22 protein-coding genes are annotated in these 17862 nt (G+C 51.8%); 11 read left to right on the plus strand and 11 right to left on the minus strand.

What is annotated here, in order from left to right; genetic code table 11:
* Positions 1–37: 37 nt before the first annotated feature.
* The 7 genes from CFLAV_RS17600 to CFLAV_RS17630 form a co-directional block, all read right to left on the minus strand.
* The gene (locus CFLAV_RS17600; RefSeq protein WP_007416138.1) at positions 38–832 is read right to left on the minus strand and encodes an SDR family NAD(P)-dependent oxidoreductase; all 795 of its coding nucleotides are present in this window, start codon (positions 830–832) and stop codon (positions 38–40) included.
* 45 nt (positions 833–877) lie between these two features.
* A complete protein-coding gene (locus tag CFLAV_RS17605; RefSeq protein WP_007416139.1) occupies positions 878–1939 on the minus strand; it encodes a sigma-70 family RNA polymerase sigma factor in 1062 nt (353 codons plus the stop codon).
* A gap of 43 nt (positions 1940–1982) precedes the next feature.
* Positions 1983–2315, minus strand: coding sequence for a hypothetical protein (locus CFLAV_RS17610; protein WP_150107473.1), 333 nt, complete (start codon positions 2313–2315; stop codon positions 1983–1985).
* Positions 2316–2952: 637 nt separating this feature from the next.
* Entirely contained in the window at positions 2953–3324 is a 372-nt protein-coding gene (locus CFLAV_RS17615) for a hypothetical protein (RefSeq protein ID WP_007416141.1), read from the minus strand.
* Position 3325: 1 nt separating this feature from the next.
* Entirely contained in the window at positions 3326–3625 is a 300-nt protein-coding gene (locus CFLAV_RS17620; RefSeq protein WP_007416142.1) for a hypothetical protein, read from the minus strand.
* On the minus strand, positions 3618–4256 hold the full coding sequence (locus CFLAV_RS17625) for an RNA polymerase sigma factor (protein ID WP_160164610.1): 639 nt from the start codon (positions 4254–4256) through the stop codon (positions 3618–3620). The genes CFLAV_RS17620 and CFLAV_RS17625 overlap by 8 nt, the downstream gene beginning before the upstream one ends.
* Positions 4216–4695, minus strand: coding sequence for a Spy/CpxP family protein refolding chaperone (locus tag CFLAV_RS17630; protein WP_007416144.1), 480 nt, complete (start codon positions 4693–4695; stop codon positions 4216–4218). Before CFLAV_RS17630 ends, CFLAV_RS17625 begins: the two co-directional genes overlap by 41 nt.
* Before the next feature lie 111 nt (positions 4696–4806).
* Here CFLAV_RS17630 and CFLAV_RS17635 point away from each other — a divergent pair, with 111 nt between their 5' ends.
* The 3 genes from CFLAV_RS17635 (at position 4807) to CFLAV_RS17645 (ending at position 7828) form a co-directional block, all read left to right on the plus strand.
* The gene (locus CFLAV_RS17635) at positions 4807–5799 is read left to right on the plus strand and encodes an ABC transporter substrate-binding protein (protein ID WP_007416145.1); all 993 of its coding nucleotides are present in this window, start codon (positions 4807–4809) and stop codon (positions 5797–5799) included.
* 22 nt (positions 5800–5821) lie between these two features.
* Positions 5822–6835: an ABC transporter permease gene (locus CFLAV_RS17640; protein ID WP_007416146.1), complete on the plus strand. Its 1014-nt coding sequence runs from the start codon at positions 5822–5824 to the stop codon at positions 6833–6835.
* Positions 6836–6937: 102 nt separating this feature from the next.
* The gene (locus CFLAV_RS17645) at positions 6938–7828 is read left to right on the plus strand and encodes an inositol oxygenase family protein (RefSeq protein ID WP_007416147.1); all 891 of its coding nucleotides are present in this window, start codon (positions 6938–6940) and stop codon (positions 7826–7828) included.
* A gap of 97 nt (positions 7829–7925) precedes the next feature.
* Here the strand turns inward: CFLAV_RS17645 and CFLAV_RS17650 are convergent, their stop codons facing one another.
* Together CFLAV_RS17650 and CFLAV_RS36150 are read right to left on the minus strand one after the other, a co-directional pair.
* Positions 7926–9197: a Gfo/Idh/MocA family protein gene (locus CFLAV_RS17650; protein WP_007416148.1), complete on the minus strand. Its 1272-nt coding sequence runs from the start codon at positions 9195–9197 to the stop codon at positions 7926–7928.
* Positions 9198–9225: 28 nt separating this feature from the next.
* Entirely contained in the window at positions 9226–10539 is a 1314-nt protein-coding gene (locus tag CFLAV_RS36150) for a 3-keto-disaccharide hydrolase (protein ID WP_202796914.1), read from the minus strand.
* 115 nt (positions 10540–10654) lie between these two features.
* On the opposite strand from CFLAV_RS36150, the gene CFLAV_RS35560 reads away from it, so the two are divergent.
* Positions 10655–10831 carry a hypothetical protein gene (locus CFLAV_RS35560; protein ID WP_007416150.1) on the plus strand — a complete coding sequence of 59 codons (177 nt, stop codon included), beginning with the start codon at positions 10655–10657 and terminating at the stop codon, positions 10829–10831.
* Between the two features lie 49 nt (positions 10832–10880).
* Here CFLAV_RS35560 and CFLAV_RS35565 read toward each other — a convergent pair whose 3' ends face one another.
* Complete coding sequence (locus CFLAV_RS35565) at positions 10881–11054, minus strand: hypothetical protein (protein ID WP_007416151.1); 174 nt, start codon at positions 11052–11054, stop codon at positions 10881–10883.
* A gap of 173 nt (positions 11055–11227) precedes the next feature.
* Here CFLAV_RS35565 and CFLAV_RS17660 point away from each other — a divergent pair, with 173 nt between their 5' ends.
* From CFLAV_RS17660 to CFLAV_RS35570, 5 genes are all read left to right on the plus strand, one after another.
* Positions 11228–11866 (plus strand): peptidylprolyl isomerase, encoded by a 639-nt coding sequence (locus CFLAV_RS17660; protein ID WP_007416152.1) that lies wholly within the window; start codon positions 11228–11230, stop codon positions 11864–11866.
* Positions 11867–11892: 26 nt separating this feature from the next.
* Positions 11893–12417, plus strand: coding sequence for a peptidylprolyl isomerase (locus tag CFLAV_RS17665; protein WP_007416153.1), 525 nt, complete (start codon positions 11893–11895; stop codon positions 12415–12417).
* Positions 12418–12465: 48 nt separating this feature from the next.
* Entirely contained in the window at positions 12466–12663 is a 198-nt protein-coding gene (locus CFLAV_RS17670; protein WP_007416154.1) for a hypothetical protein, read from the plus strand.
* Positions 12664–12667: 4 nt separating this feature from the next.
* Positions 12668–13228, plus strand: coding sequence for an NUDIX hydrolase (locus CFLAV_RS17675; RefSeq protein ID WP_007416155.1), 561 nt, complete (start codon positions 12668–12670; stop codon positions 13226–13228).
* Between the two features lie 130 nt (positions 13229–13358).
* On the plus strand, positions 13359–13517 hold the full coding sequence (locus CFLAV_RS35570) for a hypothetical protein (protein WP_007416156.1): 159 nt from the start codon (positions 13359–13361) through the stop codon (positions 13515–13517).
* A 53-nt stretch (positions 13518–13570) separates the two neighbouring features.
* On the opposite strand, the gene CFLAV_RS17680 is transcribed toward CFLAV_RS35570, so the two are convergent.
* Positions 13571–13849, minus strand: a complete 279-nt coding sequence (locus CFLAV_RS17680; protein WP_007416157.1) for a hypothetical protein — start codon at positions 13847–13849, stop codon at positions 13571–13573.
* Positions 13850–14576: 727 nt separating this feature from the next.
* Between CFLAV_RS17680 and CFLAV_RS17690 the strand changes: the two genes are divergently transcribed.
* Both CFLAV_RS17690 and CFLAV_RS17695 read left to right on the plus strand, forming a co-directional pair.
* Entirely contained in the window at positions 14577–16271 is a 1695-nt protein-coding gene (locus CFLAV_RS17690) for a hypothetical protein (protein ID WP_007416158.1), read from the plus strand.
* Positions 16268–17704, plus strand: coding sequence for a hypothetical protein (locus CFLAV_RS17695; RefSeq protein ID WP_007416159.1), 1437 nt, complete (start codon positions 16268–16270; stop codon positions 17702–17704). Before CFLAV_RS17690 ends, CFLAV_RS17695 begins: the two co-directional genes overlap by 4 nt.
* Positions 17705–17862: the final 158 nt, after the last annotated feature.

Here is a 17862-nt window from a genome sequence, read left to right on the forward strand (position 1 = left end):
CCGGAGCATCGCGCTGTAAATATAAGTGCGTGAAGATCTACAAAATGGATCGAACCACGCCGCCATCCACTCGCAACGCGGCGCCATTCGTCGCCGACGCCACTGGACTGCACACATAAGTCACCATTGCGGCAACTTCTTCCGAGGTGGCGAATCTTTTCAGCAGGGAACTCGGCCTCACCGATTTGAAGAACTCCTTTTCGACCGCAGCCACATCCGTTTTATTGTGTTTGGCCATGTCTTCAACAAACTGTCCCACCCCCTCGGATCTGGTCGGTCCCGGCAGAACGGAATTGACGGTCACACCTGTCCCGGCAGTCGTCTCCGCCAGTCCACGCGCAATCGCCAACTGCGCCGTCTTCGTCATTCCATAGTGAATCATCTCCACCGGTATGTTTACTCCGGACTCGCTGGATATAAAAACAATCCGACCCCAATTGTTTTCCAACATTTTGGGCAAATAAAAACGGCTGAGCCGGATGCCGCTCAGCACGTTCACTTCATAAATTTTGAGCCATTCCTCGTCAGTTATGTGCTCGAAAGCTTTCGGCGCGTACATGCCGAGGTTGTTAACGAGAATGTCCACGGAATGTACCTGCCTGGTAAGTGTTTCGACACCTGGCTTGGTGGATAAATCCGCCGCAACTCCTGTAATTTCTCCCTTGATGCCGTTCGCGCGAAGCTTCTTTATTGCCTCATCGACACGTGCTTGAGAACGCCCCGAAATAATGACTGAAGCGCCCTCTCTGGCCAGTGATTCTGCAATTGCCAATCCTATTCCTGCGGTCGAACCACTGACCAGAGCCCGTTTATTCTGTAATTTCAGATCCATACCCTATCCCTCAGTGCGTTACCCTTACCCTTGAAGCCGCCACCGTCAAGCGGCAGCTTTGACTGTCTCCAACTTCTCGATTTGTTTGCGCAATTTATTGAGCGCAACATTCTGAATCTGGCGAATGCGTTCGCGCGTCACACCGAACTTCTGGCCCACTTCTTCGAGTGTCCGTTCAGGATCTCCGTCCAGGCCAAAACGATAACGCAGGATCTCCGCTTCACGCGGATCCAAAGTCGCCACCAACTCGCGCAGCATGGAAGTATTCGTCTTCTCTTCCAACTGCTCGTAAGGGGTGTCGGCAGTTTCATCGCGCACCACATCTGCAATACGACTGGTTTCATCATCACCCAATGGGGCTTCCAGCGAAGCCGGACGGATCGCCGCCGTGCGCAGTTGCGCCACTTTTTGAGCGCTAAATCCAAGTTCATCGCCCAATTCTTCGTCCGTCGGCTCACGCCCCAGCACTTCCTGCAATTTCACCGAGGCCTGGCGCATATGGAACAACTTGTCCACGACATGCACAGGCAAACGGATGGTCTTGGATTGATTGGCCAACGCGCGTTTGATGGATTGTTTGATCCACCAGGCGCTGTAGGTGGAAAGCTTGGCGCCCTTCGCAGGGTCAAAACGTTCCACGGCCTTCATCAAGCCCATGTTGCCTTCATTGATCAGGTCCAAAAGAGGCATGCCGTAATCTTCATACTCGCGTGCAATCTTCACCACCAGGCGCAAATTCGCCTTGATCATCTGTTCGCGGGCTTTTTTATCACCCTTCTTGATCCGCTTGGCCAAATCAACCTCCTCCTGTGGGGTGAGCAATTTGGTCTGCCCAACTTCACGGAGATAAAGGTTAAAGGCCGTATTGCCATCGTAAGGCTGGCGTTCCACCGGCTGTTCCACTGGAGCCACCTCGCGAGGGACGCTCGTTTCGGTCTTCGACAGTTGCTCTAACGTCGGTTCATCGATTTCAACCACCTTGGAACGTCCGCTCAAAGTTGGCACCTCAGCGCGCCGCTTTAAAGTGATCTTTCGCCCACCCCTTCCAAGTTCCGTGGATGAGGCTTGCTTCTTCGTTACTTTCTTATGTTGCTTCAATGTCTTCACAAAATTCCTTTTCTGTTTCGCTTTGCGGTTTCTCTCAGTTGGATTACGCGGCCGTTGCAAAGATTGGTTGCCGTTCGCGAATCTCACGCTGACGTTCGGCCCACTGCTCCATGTTTGAAATTTTTTCCTCTGCCAATGCAGGTAGAAATAAAAGCGGGTAAGGTGTGGTGGAGGCCAAAGCCTCAGCTTCCCATACCGCCTGCTTGAATAGTTCCTTAGGCAATCGCCCAGCCACCTGCTTATAGAGGCGCTCAACTACCTGGCTCCTCTCAACTACCGTGTTATAGTTGCGGTAGTTTGCCGCGGATCTAGCCACGCATCCGATACGTTGTTCAACCTTTTGCCCTAACGAGACTGCTTTCCATTGCTTTCTCATATGATTCCCTTTCTTGAAAACCACCGGCCAATTCATTTTTCCGCATTATACTGGCGATGAGATATTTGAGAGCCGACAAGCACCACCTTCTTTTGCCTTGCCAACCTGGCGTTCGGATGAAATCTCTGAGTTTTGCACAAGGCCTTCATTATCTTGGATACTTGTTTCATCTTTAGCTCTCAATCTCCGCCACAAAATCTTTCAATAACGACGTTCTAGAAAATATCATTCTTTACTAAACAGTCAACTATATTTTGAAAAATCTGTAAACTGCTGATTTTAAATGCTATTCTGCATACCCTAACCTGTGATTATTCGGGCTATTTTGCCCACTTGCCTGCCATTTATACCGACTAGTCAACTAGCATTATTGTTCAATTTATTTTTACGCTTTGGGCAATAAAACCAGGCAGCTTCGGTAGCACACAGAAGTGCTTGAAATCGAAGCGCTAATGAAAACCGAAGGAATGTGAGCTGGAAAATAATGCGGCGGCATTGACGAGAAGCCGTCGGCCTGAGCAGAAGTGCAACTAGAAGCTACAAAAAAATCCTGTCTCACGCTATCACACGCGAGTTCACTGGACTTCGCCCAGATCTCTCCATTTCCAGTTTCCCAGCCAAACGGCTCTTCGGCCGATCAGGGTTGCAAAAATCTTTTATTTGCTGCTCGGTATCTTTGAAACTTTTCCCGCTGCTCGGGAGTAAGCGTCGCCGAAATTTTTGCCTGAGTATTGCTCATGATCTCCTGAAACTCCGGTTGATTCTTCCGCCGCAATTCTCGCAGCCGGATCTGGGTATCGCCTAAAATCACGTGCACCTCTTTTTGCTGTTCGGGATTCAGCTGCAACCGTCGCACCAAATCTTTCTCCCACCTCTCCCTGACCAGTTCTGGATTCAAAGCTGCCCGGCGGATAATGCCAATGGCAAGCTGGCGGGTCACCACACTGCCAACGACCACTCCAGCCACAAACACAAGGATCAACACCAGCGTTGGTTTTAAATTCTTCATTCTAATTCTCACCATCCGCAAAAAACCATTGATCGGTAAACTGGCCCGCCTCGGAAGTCAGACTTGCCGAATTGGGACCATAAAATTCCGCAGCCATGCAAATCCCAATGATCAGCAGCGTCGCCACTGCCATGCGCGGAAACATTTGTCCCAATTGGTCCCAAAGCGATGGTTCTTCGATCACCTTCGTTTCCGCGCGATTCAGAGCTCGAATTACATTCTGCTCAAAACCATCCGTCGGCCTTGGTGATGGTTCCTTCCTGGCTTGCTCGAATAAATTCTTTAGTTTGCGATCATTCATTTGTTCTCTCCTGCATGCGGGTCAGTATTTTCTTCAATCGCGCCCGGGCGCGAAACGCTCTCACACGCACCGTCGGGCTGGTCCAGCCGGTCAATGCGCAGATCTCTTTTACACTGCACCCTTCCAATTCCAGCAAAGTGATTACCTGTCGGTCCTCCGGCGAAAGCTCGCTCATGGCGAGGTTCAGCAGCTCCCCTGCCCGACCCGCCTCGAGTCGCGCCTCTGCATTGGGATCGTGCAACCATTCAAAAACTTCCTCGCCCAAATCTTCCATCGCCAGCTCGGCCCGAAATCGTTTCTGCCGGCGCAGATGGTCGAGGGCTACATGGACTGCAATGCGCGAAAGCCAGTGATGGAAGGGCGCACGTTCATCGAATTTATCCAGGAACCGCCAGGCCTTGACGAATGTTTCCTGGGCCAGGTCCTCCAATTTTTGATGGTCCCGTTCGTACTTGTAGAGGATGGCAAACACCTGCGCCTGGTATCGTCGAACAATCTCGGTGAAATCATCCGACGAACCATTCCTGATTCGTTCCAGCAGTTCAGCATCCTCACTCACCGTTCGGTTTGGCCCGACCGCGATGTAATGACTACTGAGCCAGGCGGGCAAAAAATATTGAAATCGCTCCATCGACAAAGTCATCCATCTTCTGCTGAAACTCATCAATTTTGGCAAGTTGATCAGCGGTCAGAATTGGGCTGAGCTTGCCATAAAGCTTCGCTCTTTCAACCGCCAAATTCGCTTCCACCACTGCCACCTTTGCAGAGGCATCACGGATGTCGCTCTCGGCTGCACTTTTTTTCTGAATCACTTCCCTCAGTTCGATCTTGGCGTCGTGTAACGCCTGAATCATCGGCTTGAGTGTATCTTTTTCCGCCAGCAGCTCCACCTTGATCTTTGTGATCTGCTCATCGGTCAAACCGAGCTTCTCCTTGGCCTTCGTCAGGAATTGCCCGCCCATTGCTCGACGGCCTGGACCGTTCTCCGCCCGCACCTTCAAAGCCACTGATAAGCCACCCATAGTCACTGCAACTGTAATCACTATCGCCAGCCATTTTTTCGCATTCATACAAGTTCTTAACGTATTTCAAGTGGTAAATGTTACCGTCGACCTCCAGTTTTACAGTCATTTGAATCAAAAGAGTTGAAAACCAGACTTCTCCCCAATAACGTTACAAGTATGAACCCGGTGCTTAGAAACTTGCTCACGTGTGCTCTCTTTCTTTCCTCAATCTGCCTTTCCTGTGCTGCGGATAAGTCATATACCATCGCGGTCATTCCAAAAGGAACAACTCATGAGTATTGGCAGTGCATCCACGCTGGGGCCATCAAAGCGCAGCGCGAATTGCAGGAAAAAGGCATCAAAGTCGATCTTATCTGGAAGGGCCCGTTGCGCGAGGACGACCGAGACCAGCAGATTCAAGTCGTCGAAAACTTCATGACCCGCCGCGTGAGCGGCATGGTCTTGGCCCCACTGGACAATCAAGCCATGGTTGCCCCGGTAAACAATGCCATTCGGGCCAAAATCCCCGTTGTCATCTTCGATTCGGCGTTGAAGACCGATAAATACGTCAGCTTCGTTGCGACGGATAATTACAAAGGCGGTCAATTGGCTGCCGAACGCATGGGCCAGCTACTCGAGGGCAAAGGCAACGTCATTCTGCTCCGCTACGCCGTCGGCTCCGCCAGCACCGAGGAACGTGAGGCCGGTTTCATGGATACTCTCAAGTCCAAGTTTCCCAATATTAAAGTGATCTCCTCCGATCAGCATGCCGGTGCCACGCGCGAAACGGCCTATCAAGCTTCACAAAATCTTCTGAACCGCTTCGGTCATGAGGTCAATGGCATTTTCTGTCCCTGCGAACCGCCGACGGTCGCGATGGCGAAGGCGCTCCGGGACATTGGTAAAGCTGGTGGCAAGGTAAAGATGGTTGGCTTTGATGCCGGTTCCCAATCCGTTATCGATCTGAAAAACGGAGATGTTCAAGGTCTGGTGGTTCAAAATCCATTGCGCATGGGCTATCTGGGAGTAATCACCATGGTCCAACACCTGCAAGGAGAGAAGGTGGAAAAGCGAATCGATACCGGCGTCCAAATCGTGACTCCCGAAAACATGGAGCAAGCAGGAATCAAGGAACTCATACATCCACCGTTGGATACGTATTTGAAGTAGTTCTCAACGCTGAATTGCCAGCATGAACCCGGCCTTGCCACTGCCAAAAACGCAAACTCCTGTCGCCGTTCGCAAGGGCTTTAGCCTGGGTTGGCTGCTAACGACCTTGGGCCCCTTCCTCGGATTGCTCCTGGTCGTAGGACTGTTTTCCGCCCTTCCGGATGTCCGTCCGTATTTTCTCACGGGAGCCAACTTCAAAATCATTTTCACGCAAACGGTCATCGTTGCCATCGGCGCACTTGGAATGACCATGATCATCATCAGCGGTGGCATCGACCTGAGTGTTGGCTCCGTTGTCGCTTTAACTAGCGTCGTTGGAGCCACCTTGCTCCTTAAAAATGTTCCTCCTCTTCTCGTCGTCCTGCTTACCATCTTAGCTGGTGGATTGGTCGGCATGCTCAACGGCACTGTCATTGCCGGATTTAAAATGATGCCATTCATTGTCACCCTGGGGATGATGGGCATTGCGCGTGGGGCGGCCAAATGGCTGTCGAACAGTCAGACAGTGAACGCGCCTGAGAACGCCATCAACTCGATCATGGCCCTCAACGATCCGGATCATTTCTTCCCCTTGCCCCCCGGCGTTTGGATTGCCATCGGTCTCGCTTGCGTCATGTCGATTGTCATGCGTCGCACCGTATTCGGGCGGTACATTTTTGCAATTGGTTCCAATGAAGCGGCCGCCCGGCTTTGCGGTATCCGCGTTCGCTGGCAAAAGACGATTATTTACTCTGTCGCCGGATTATTCTTCGGCCTGGCGGGTCTTATGCAACTGTCCCGGCTCACCCAGGGGGATCCCACGGTGGCAAATGGCTTGGAATTGGACATCATCGCCGCTGTGGTCATCGGCGGGGCCAGCTTGAATGGTGGCATTGGCGGAATTCTCGGTTCCATGATTGGAGCGCTGATCATGGCTGTGTTGCGTAATGGCTCGAACCAGATGGGTTTACAAACTTATATGCAGGAGATTTTGATCGGCCTGGTGATTATTTTTGCCGTCGGTTTGGATAAACTCAGACAACGGCGCAGGGCCTGACTTACCCGTATAACTCCCATTTTTCACTTGCGACACCCAGTAATTCGACTGAATATAGCTCAGTTATTCCAAAGAGTAGTAAACCCTTAAGTCTGGAAGAATATGTCAACATCGGAAAAACCAATTTCTTCAACCGCACCGCTCGCCAACCTCGAAGAGTGGGATGATTTTGTAAAAGTTCGTTACCCGGAAGAAAGTCTCGTCGGAACGAATCCGAACAAAAAGAAGGAACAATTCCGGGACTATGAGAATACTGCCCGCCCCACCGTTCGCGAATTTTACCGTTTAAATCACCACAACCAGAGCTTTGATTTCGTCCAGAATAAACGACGCGAGTTCCTCGCCTTGAACCGGCGCCAGATGGGCATCTGGGAGGCGATGGAATATCTGAATACGCTGATCGACGATAGCGATCCGGACACCGACCTCTCCCAACTCGAGCATTTGATGCAGACCGCCGAGCAGATCCGCAAGGATGGTCATCCGCGTTGGTTCATTCTTACCGGATTGATCCACGATCTCGGAAAAATTCTCTGTCTTTTCGGCGAACCTCAATGGGCGGTTGTCGGCGATACTTTTCCGACCGGCGCAGCTTACTCTGACAAAATTGTTTTCCACTCTTTCTTTGCGGGCAATCCCGATAGCAAGAATCAAAAATATCAATCCCGCCTTGGCATTTACGAAGAAAAGTGCGGGCTGGACAAAGTCTTCATGTCCTGGGGACACGATGAATACCTATATCACGTGACCAAGGATTATCTCCCGAAGGAAGCTTTGTACATGATCCGCTATCATTCCTTCTACCCCGCGCATCGTGATGGCGAATACGATTATCTCATGAATGATGAAGACCGTGAGATGTTCAAGTGGGTGCAGAAGTTTAACCCCTACGATCTCTACACCAAGAGTGCAGAGCGTCCGAACCTCAAGGAACTTCGCCCCTATTACGAGGAACTGATCGCAGAATATTTCCCGCCCGTGTTGAAGTGGTAATTCGCATCAGCCCGAAACTTTAAAAAAGAAAACCAGAGTCCTTAAGACTCTGGTTTTGCTTTTCTCCCTTGAGAAAACATTTAATGAACCAACATCTCTAAATCTTCCACCCCTTGCGGTAATGATGTTGAATGTATTGGTCTGCTTCTGAACAATTCTTCGCCGTTAATTTCTTTGGATCCCACTCAATCTTTTTACCAACACGATAGGCTACATTTCCCAGCAATCCGGCCTCGGTCATCATTCCACCGTAGCCAAAGTTACACGTAGTCGTGCCTTTGTTCTTAATGGCGTTAATCCATTCGGCATGGTGGCCAATGGAATCAGGAATCGAGTGAGCAGGAGCGACAAATCCTGTGAAATCCTTTTCCGGCAGGAGGACGTGCTTTTCGTAGTCAGTCAGTAGCATCCCTTTTTCACCCACGAACAAAACGCCATTACCCCATTTCGGCAGTTCGTAACTGGGGCGTTTGCCACCGGAATACCAAACCAATTTCAACGACTGCTGTCCGGGCCTTGGATACTCATAACGCACAATCAGCCACGGTGGTGCGCAGTTGGCGTCGACCGGCGGACCTTCGGCTTCCACGGTGCTCGGATATTTAATATCCAATGACCAAAAGGCGAGATCCGTCAGGTGACAGCAAAAATCAGACAGGCTGCCCCCGCCGAAATGCCACCAGCGACGCCAATTAAACGGAACATATTCTTTGCTATACGGAACAGGTTCCACCGGCCCGAGCCACAAATCATAATCAATATTCGGCGGCACTGGTTCCCCTGTTGGCAACGGTTTGGTTTCCCATGGCGAATCAGCCCAGCAATGTACTTCCTTGATCGGGCCGAGCGCGCCACTCTTAACAATCTCCACCACACGACGGTAGTGAGGCGTGGCATGAATCTGATTTCCCATCTGGGTGACCAATCCCGTCTGGTGCGCGGTCTCTGCCACCAAACGCGCCTCGGAGATGGTATGCGTCAGTGGCTTTTCGCAATACACGTGACGTCCGCTCTTCAACGCCGAAATGGTGGCAACGGCGTGGGTGTGATCCGGTGTGCCAATGACCACCGCATCAATATCCTTTTGTTCCAGCATCTTTCGCCAATCCTGGTACTGCTTGGCCTGAGGAAACTTTTGTCCAGCCTTGGCGAGGTTGTTGGAATCGATATCACACAGGGCGACGATGTTTTCGCCCTGCACTCCCATCACATCCTGCCAGGCACGTCCCGCCGTTCCCACGCAGCCGATATTCAGCTTCTCATTGGGAGAGATTTTCCCAAAAGAGGTTTTCGTCCCCAGCAACCATGCTCCGGCAGTGATGACGGCTGAACGCTTGATGAACTGCCTACGATCCATTATTTGCTTCATATCGTTTGTGAAGTTTTGAGACGAGGGTTTATTTCACCGGAATTTCCCGCACATAAACGTTTTTAAACCATAGCGGGCCGCCATGGTTCTGCAACTCAAGCTGCCCCATCGGATAGATCGGTTTGTCACGTTCCCAATAGTTTTCCAGCGTGGTGTCGCGCACCACCAACTCACCATTCAAAAATACATGAACCTTTTCCCCTACCATTACGATACGGAACCGGTTCCATTCGCCCACCGGCTTGTCAGCAAACTTCAACGGATGCCTGGGGTTCTTTTGATTGTTGTACAAACCGCCTGAGCCATCAACGGGATTAAACTGCCCCGGGCTGTGCGGTTCCCAGATTTGCACCTGTGGACTGCCGCGCAAATAAATGCCACTGTCGCCCTTTGCAGGAATCTTCCAGTCGACCAGCATTTCGAAATTTCCGTAATCCTTCTTCGTGCAAAGGCTGTCTCCCTTGCCATCAAACACGATTTCACCACCTTCCGCCTTCCAATGTGCACGCATGCGTTCATCCGCCTTTAACTGCCCAGCGGCCAGTTCTTCAGGAGACATTTTCGCGCGCTTGGGCGGATCACCCACCAGGCCTTTCCAACCGGTCATATCTTCTCCATTAAACAAGGCTACGAAACCTTTGGGCGCAGTATTTTCCTTCTCCTGGGAAGGCAGGTCCTTCACTTGGATATTTCGAAATTCAAACAGGCTGTGGTGACCAAGAAAACCCAGATGCCCCCGTTCACGAAACATGCCCGGATGCTGGCCGATGACTTCCGGATCGCTGACGTCGTTCAAATCGCCGTCTAGAATTACCCTGCCATTCAGCACCACTTTATAATGACGCCCGATGACCGAAAGTTCCTCCGTGTTCCACTCGTCGAGCTTGGCCTGGCTGTCATGCGAAGGAATCAACCCATACACCGATCCATTGTGTTGCCACGGCTTGATGTCCTTGTGAATGGGAGCACCATCATCCAGCAACTGTACCTCAACCCCGACATAGGTAAGGTTCTCATTTTCATTTGGCGCACGCACGGCCACGCCGTTGTTCCCGCCCGGATGCACCTTAAACTCGAACCTCATCACAAAGTCCGAGTATTCCTTTTCCGTGATTAAATTACCGCTGCTATGGGCTGGGCAGACATGGTTCCATCCTTCACACATATTCGCCGCCTTTCTCCCTATGTAGGTCCAGCCATTCAATGTCTGCCCGTCGAAGATGCTGGTAAAACCAGCTTCGGGCTCGGCCGCAAGACACGAGGTGACGAGGGATACAGCGGATGCCGCGGCAAGAATGCTTTTGCCCGAAAACGGCAGTCGCCCGAAGAGGCGGTCTTTCATAATCATATTCGAAATTTGATTTGCACCTGAGATTTTGAGATTTACTGTCTGCTGTCAAGCCGCTGGTTTAACTACGGTCTTACCCGGCTTCGGTAAAACACGGTGAATAGACGTCATGAAGCGCCTAAAAATTCTAATTGCACGGCTGCGCTTGAATATTTGGGTAATTCTACGCGGAAACACTCACAGCAAGGTAATCCTCCGCGATGCCAATGGAGAAGTGCTTTGCATCAAAACCGTCACCAAGGATGGTCGCGAGGCAAAAACATTTTACGCTCGCGATGCCGACTGAACTTTGAAAAACCGCCCCGGCGGATGAAACAGATGTGCTTTAGCCCTGCTTATTCAAGCTTATTCGCCGAGATCCCCTCCGTGCACCACGCGAGGAAAAACAGGACAAAGAAGGTCGCGCCGAGTGCACGACTAACTCCGGAGAGGGCGGGACTTCCGACATCAGCCAATCCCAAAACCAGCCCAACGATACAGAGCAACAACAGCATGGTAGATAATTTCATAGCATTTCCTCTGCTTGTGTGCCTGCGGTGGTTGAAATATTTATATCCGCCCCGCTCTCTGATAGCCAATTGATTCTGGGCCTATTTTTTCAGCCCGCGCCGGGCTCCCTGAAAATCCGCGCGTGACTTTGCCGGGATTTCATGGAAGGTTTTCCCCGAAATTACAAACAACTATGAAGAAATCACTTATTCTGACTTGTTTACTGACCTTGGCCATGGGCCTCGTGACCGCACGTGCGGAGGACGCCAAGGAATCCAAGAAGGACGAACCTAAAACAGAAGAAAAGAAAGAGGAGAAAAAATCGGCCGCAACCAATGAAGTTGCCGTCATCAAAACGACTGCGGGCGATATGGTGATTCAATTTTGGCCCGACGTCGCGCCAAAAACGGTCGAGAATTTTAAGAAACTTGCCAGGGAAGGTTTTTACGACGGCACCGCCTTCCATCGCGTCATCAAAGGTTTTATGATCCAGGGCGGCGATCCGCTTACCAAGGATGCCAGCAAGGAAGATGCCTGGGGCACCGGCGATCCCGGCTACAAAATCAAGGCTGAGTTCAACGACCGTCCCCATGAACGCGGTGTCATCTCCATGGCCCGCTCGGCCGATCCCGACTCCGCTGGCAGCCAGTTCTTCATCTGCCATGGCAGTCCTCGCTTCTTGGATCATCAATACACTGCCTTTGGCAAATTGATTAAAGGCGACGATGTCCTGGAAAAAATTGCCACCACTCCAACCCATCCTCCAGACCGCCCCGACAAGCGTCAAGGTATCATCAGCGTAAAAATTGTTCCGGCCGATTCTATAAAGTAGTTTAACCCTCAACCAACAAAGATATTGTGAGCAATACCAACGAAGTAGCCGTCATCAAAACCTCCGCTGGCGAATTGGTCGTGGAGTTTTGGCCGGATGTCGCGCCGAAAACGGTCGAGAATTTCAAGGCTCTCGCGAACAAAGGATTCTACGACGGCACCGCCTTTCACCGCATCGTCAAAGGCTTTATGATCCAGGGCGGCGACCCGCTCACCAAGGACGCGAGCAAGGAATCCATGTGGGGCACCGGCGGCCCGGGTCACAAAGTCCAGGCTGAATTCAACGAGCGCCCACACGTGCGTGGGGTTCTCTCGATGGCCCGCTCTTCGGACCCCAACTCAGCCGGCAGCCAATTCTTCGTCTGCCTCGCGGATGCCCGTTTCCTGGACCGCCAATACACTGCCTTCGGCAAGTTGCTCAAAGGTGATGATGTGCTCGGGAAAATTGGTGACACTCCCACCACCATGAGTAACGGCGGTGAACGCAGCAAACCGCTCTCCCGTGTCGGAGTCGAAAGCGTTAAAATCGTCCCTGCTGATTCCATTAAGTAATTCTTCCAAGGCGCGAACGGATTTAAACTCGTTCGCGCTTTTTTATTTATGGTCGACCTCAACCAACTCGCCGCCGCACTTGTAGGCCTCGGTTGTCCACAGGAGAAGTCGCTGGAAATGGCTTCGCAACTCGACAAACGAGCCAGGCAGTTGGCCGAACAAAAGGGCAAGACCTATGGGGAAGCCATGACCCATCTTCTGACTCTGATGAAGCAGGGTTGGGCCGCGAAGGAAAAAGGATTATAACTGCATGATCAAACCATGGGAAAAGATCGGCTCAAAACCGGTCGGCAACTTTCGCATTTTTAATGTTCGTTCAGATAAAAAAATCTCTCCAAGAACCGGAAGCGAACATGACTTCTACATCATCGATAGCGCCAATTGGGTAAATGTCATCGCCACCACGCCAGATCAGCAGCTGGTCATGGTGGAACAGTTTCGCCATGGCACCAACACGGTCGAACTGGAAATTCCCGGCGGTATTATCGATCCCAGGGATCCGTCACCCACTGCAGCGGGGCTTCGTGAACTCCGTGAAGAAACCGGCTACGAGGGTGAGCAACCGGAAATCCTCGGCAGCATCTATCCCAATCCTGCCATCATGAGCAACACCTGCTACACCGTTTATGTCCGCAATTGTGTTTGCAAACATGCTTGTGAGTGGGACCACGGCGAAGATATTCTCACCCGCCTCATTCCGCTGGCAGACATTCCAAAACTCGTAGCCTCCGGCGAAATCCGTCACTCCCTGGTGACCGTCGCCCTCTATCATTTCGATCTCTGGCAACGCGGAATCGGCCATAAGGCCTGACCTGCTCGTTTTTGTCACATTTCTGGACATCTGGCTTGGGTCAGCAATCTCGAGAGTTCCTGAAAGGTTCAAAACCCTCGGGATTTCAACCCATATTCAGACTGGTCTGAATTATGCTAAATCTGATTGCATGAAATCCCTCCGCGAAAGCGTCCAGTTCAGGCTGGCATCAGCATCGTTTCCCACCACTCATGCGCCCCACTCCAGGATGGAACCAGTGGGAATGATCTTCGCCGGTTTCCTGCTGGCAACCACCACCATGTTTATCTACCTGCTGTTGCGGCCATAAGTTAACGACACCGCAGAAACGAATTCCCGACTCGCCGGGCATCCCCTCCACGGTCATTGCCCCTGACGAATCTTCTCCTTCTTCTCCTCCCGTTCAGCTTCCAACGATTTGCGATTGCTCACCAACTGCCGTTCCAACTGCTGCATTGCTTCAAAATCCATTTTCTCCGCTGCTTTGTTCAACTCTTCCTTAACCAAAAGTTCACGTTCCGCAACCTTCGCCGCATAAATGGAATCGATTTCGGCCAATTGCTTCTTTTGCTCATTCGTCATCTTTTTGCTGGGCGCTGTCTTATTCAGCCGCTCCATCGCCAGTTCGTACGCAGATTTCATAATCAAATTGTTTTTCTCTAAATTATCAATTTATCAGCTCTCGTTTCTTAGCACAGCACTAACCATAACATCAACTCGTGCCACCGACCGAAGCGCGAATTTTTTTAACCGACGGTTACCGACCTTTCCTTTTCGCGGAGTCATTCCATTCGAAACTCAAAATTTGCATTCGCAATTTTTTCAGCCTTCATCCACGTTCCGAACCCATCAGCACAGCTCAAACGCCCAAGTTCTCATAACCAGTGACTCCTCTGAACTTAAAGCCATATCAAATGCAACCCTGATTGATTGCATTCAGATTAAAGACCTTCTTTGGATGCACTTTTATTTAAGCGAGGTATTTTGAGTATCTCACTATTACTTTGTCAATATACATTGCTTAATATGATAGTCTTTTATCTTCCTTTGCATTACCCAGCCTCCTTGGTCACCGCACTTCCGGATTCCTGCAATTTGCATGGTAAACCGCCTCCATTACTTGCAATTTTGCATGCCTGCAGGGCACGTCTCGATCGGCCATTTCCCAAATCTCCACTCTCACCCAAATGCATTTGCCCGTTTTTCACCATTAAAACCTTACCTCTTCCCAACTCAACTTGAACATCCCCTGCCTTACCACCGTCTATATCCCCATGCAATTTCTGGCATACTTTTTGCCTCTATCTGGCGGAAACGTGTCTCCTGGAGTGGCGAAATCTCCGGAAACATGTAGTGTAAGCGATCATTCATGATGAACCGTTGGCTGCTTTTTTTCTCATGTGCCATCCTGGGTTTGGTGATGCTTCTCTGCGGCCTGCTGGTGCCCATCCACCTGCGCGCCGTTGATGCAAGCGTCCTCCAAAGCGCCGGCAGGAAATCCCCGACTTTGGTGGATCAAGGCCTCACGTTCGCCGGCCAATATAAACTCGGTTCTGCTCAACTCCTCTTTCACGCGGCGCAAAACCAATCCCTCCCCAATCGCGAAAAACTCGGTTCTGCCATCGCCAATTTAACCACTCTGCAACCCAACCTCGCCGTCTGGGGTGCCTCCGAACCCCGACTCGAAAACCTGCTCCGTGCTGGTCCTGCATCGTTCACCGAAACCATCCTCCGCCTGGATAACCGCGAAAAGGCGCTTCAATTTCTCCAAGCCTCCCCGCGTCCTTCCGTCCAGGAATTGCTGCGCTGCCGCTCGTTGACCAACACAGTTATTTTCCCGGCCTCCACCTCCAGTGCCGGCCAGGCCTTCGATGCCGCCCTCACCATATGCGGCCTTCTATTGGAACAAGGTCAAATGAACAAGGGGTTGAGTGACACCATCCTCGCTGAGGCCTCCGCCGCAAACAGTGGCCAAAGCCCCCAGCCCCTGGAACAAAACCTCATGGATCTCATGTCCCTGGGTCAGCGCTTCAACTGGGGACAGTTCGCTTCCTTCGTCGGCCCCATCAGCGATGCCGAAACCCTCCATCTTCTTGCCAATCAGGTTCGCAATGCCAACAGCCAGTTGCCCACCCTCTTCTCAGCCGTGCAACTCTCCGGGAATCCTGCTGACGTTGCCAAATATCTGCTAAACTTTGGCCAAACAGGCCTTCAAGATCTCGGCGCCAGTCTGCGTTTTAATGCCAACGGTGTGAAGGAATTGCTCAAGCGCGATCAACGTCTTTACAATTCCAACCCGCTGCACCGCCTGGTGGAGTACGACCCCTTTGCCTCGTTCTTCTATTTTGCTGCCGATTACTGCTGGCTCATGCCCACCTTTTCGCTGGTAATGAAGTGGTGCTTCTATCTGTGCGGAGGATTCCTGCTCGCCATCGCTGTTCACTTCCTCAAGCCAGTTCCATCCGGCTTGGAAAAACCACTGCACGTTCGCGGCATTCATGTTGCGCGAGAAATTCTGTTCGCACTCGGTTTTCTGCTCGTGATCATCCTCCTGACGGAGCCGTTTCTCTCTCAGGAAAGCCAGAAGGCCGCCCCTCCCTTTAAACTCCACCTGCCCACCGTGGGCAGCGTGGCTGCTGCTGTAAAAACCCATGCCTACACTCCTATTATGAACCCAACCAGTCTGTTGACCCTCCTGCTGTTCTTCGTACTGCAGGGCCTCATCTACGTCGCCTGCCTCGTGAAGCTCGCGGAAATCCGCCGTCAGCAAGTGCCGCCACGCACCAAGCTGAAATTGCTCGAAAACGAGGAACACCTGTTCGACGCCGGCCTTTACCTCGGCTTTGCGGGCACCATCGTTTCGCTCATCCTTGTCTCGTTGGGCATCAGCAAGTTTAGTCTCATGGCCGCTTACTCATCCACGTCGTTCGGCATCGTCTTCGTCTCGATCTTCAAGATCTTCCACTTGCGTCACGCGCGCCGGACGCTGTTGCTGGAAGCTGAAGCCACACAGGTCGAACCCGTCCGCCAAACCGCTACCCCATCGCTGGTCGTGCCGTCATGAACCGGAGCATTCTCATCGTCATCTGCGACTTTTTGCTGGTCAGCCTGCTCGTCTTTTCCACGCCGGACATGAGCAAGGTGAATAGCGAGAATTCCGAGCAGAGCGCGCCGGTCACTCCGGCAACCACCCAGGTGGACAGCAAACAGGATCTTGGCATTGTCATGCGCCAGGCCCTCGATGAAGAACGCAAGAATCGCGATCTCCTGGTCCAGGAACTCAAGTCCACACGCGATACTGTGGCGCAAAAAGAAGCGTTGGTGAATGAGCGTGACCAGCAGGTAAAATCCTTCCAGCAATCGCTCCAGACCCGCGAGCAGGAGGCAAAACAGCTCCAGGATCAGCAGACAAAATTGCGGCAGCAATTTGCCACCGCACAATCGAATATCCAGACTCTCAACTCAAAACTGCAGTCCAATACGGTCGAAAATTTACTCTCAAAAGAAGCCCTGGCCGCCATGCAGGCAGATGCAAATAAGCAGATTCAGGACGCCGCCGCTCTCCAGGCTCAACTCGCGCAATTGCAAAAGAGCAACCAGATGGTCTTGACGGAAAAGCAACAGTTGGCCAATCAGCTTCAGGTGGCTGAAGCCGAGAAACGTTCCGCCACCCAACAGGTCGCCTTCATGCAGGATCAGGTAAAGGCCGAGCGTGAGGAGAAGGCTAAATTAGCCGATAACGTCAAGGTTCTCGCCAACAAATCAGTTGAGTTGGCCCACGAAATCCGCGATAACCGCCCCCTCGCCCCAAACACCATCTATAACCAGTTTGTCAGCAACCGGGTAACTGCTGCCTTCTACGCTTTCAAACCCGGTTTCATCGTCGACGCCAATCGACGCCGCGAAACCGACACGGTCCTGGTCACCAATGGCACCAACACTTATGCATTGTGTCATGTGCAGGATACCCCGCTCGTCTTTAGGGCTGACGCCACGGATTGGCAATCGCTCACTGGAACCTTTCTGCACAACGGCGCAGTTGCCCCGATCAGTTCCTTGTCCTTCTCCTTGGAAGATCCCCGCATCGTTTTGATACCCGTCAGGGATGCCGAAGCCCGGCAACTCGGCTGCAAGATTTATCACCTCTCCTCGGACCCATTTAAATTTCAGGACGCTGTCGTCGTCGGCACGCGTGACAATTATTATGGAGAATGCAAATTCCAAATGGACCTCTCCATGCCGGATTACGTCAAGATGGATCACAGCTCCCTAAAGGGACTCTTCGGCAAATTCAACCCGTCCCGCGGTGACTTGGTATTCAGCAAAAACGGTGAACTGTTGGGCGTCATGGCCAACAACACCTACTGTACGATGTTGAAGAGTTTCAGCCCGATCACCACGCTAGAGTTCAGCGAAAACATGAAGAGCCAACGAGTCGGCGACACCCTCGCCCGCCTCTACGGCCTAGTCCTCAATATGCCGCTGAAGTTGCAGTAAACACACGGGCATCCACTGGTCATATTGACGCACTCATTGCCAATGCATCAATCCGTGTGCGCCAGCCTCGTGGTAGGGCGGACCACTCCGCTGGGCGCCGCACTGACATAGCCAGCGACTTCACCCATTCCATTTGCTTCCCTCGCGTACGTGACCAA

This window comes from Pedosphaera parvula Ellin514 (assembly GCF_000172555.1).
Lineage (GTDB): Bacteria > Verrucomicrobiota > Verrucomicrobiia > Limisphaerales > Pedosphaeraceae > Pedosphaera.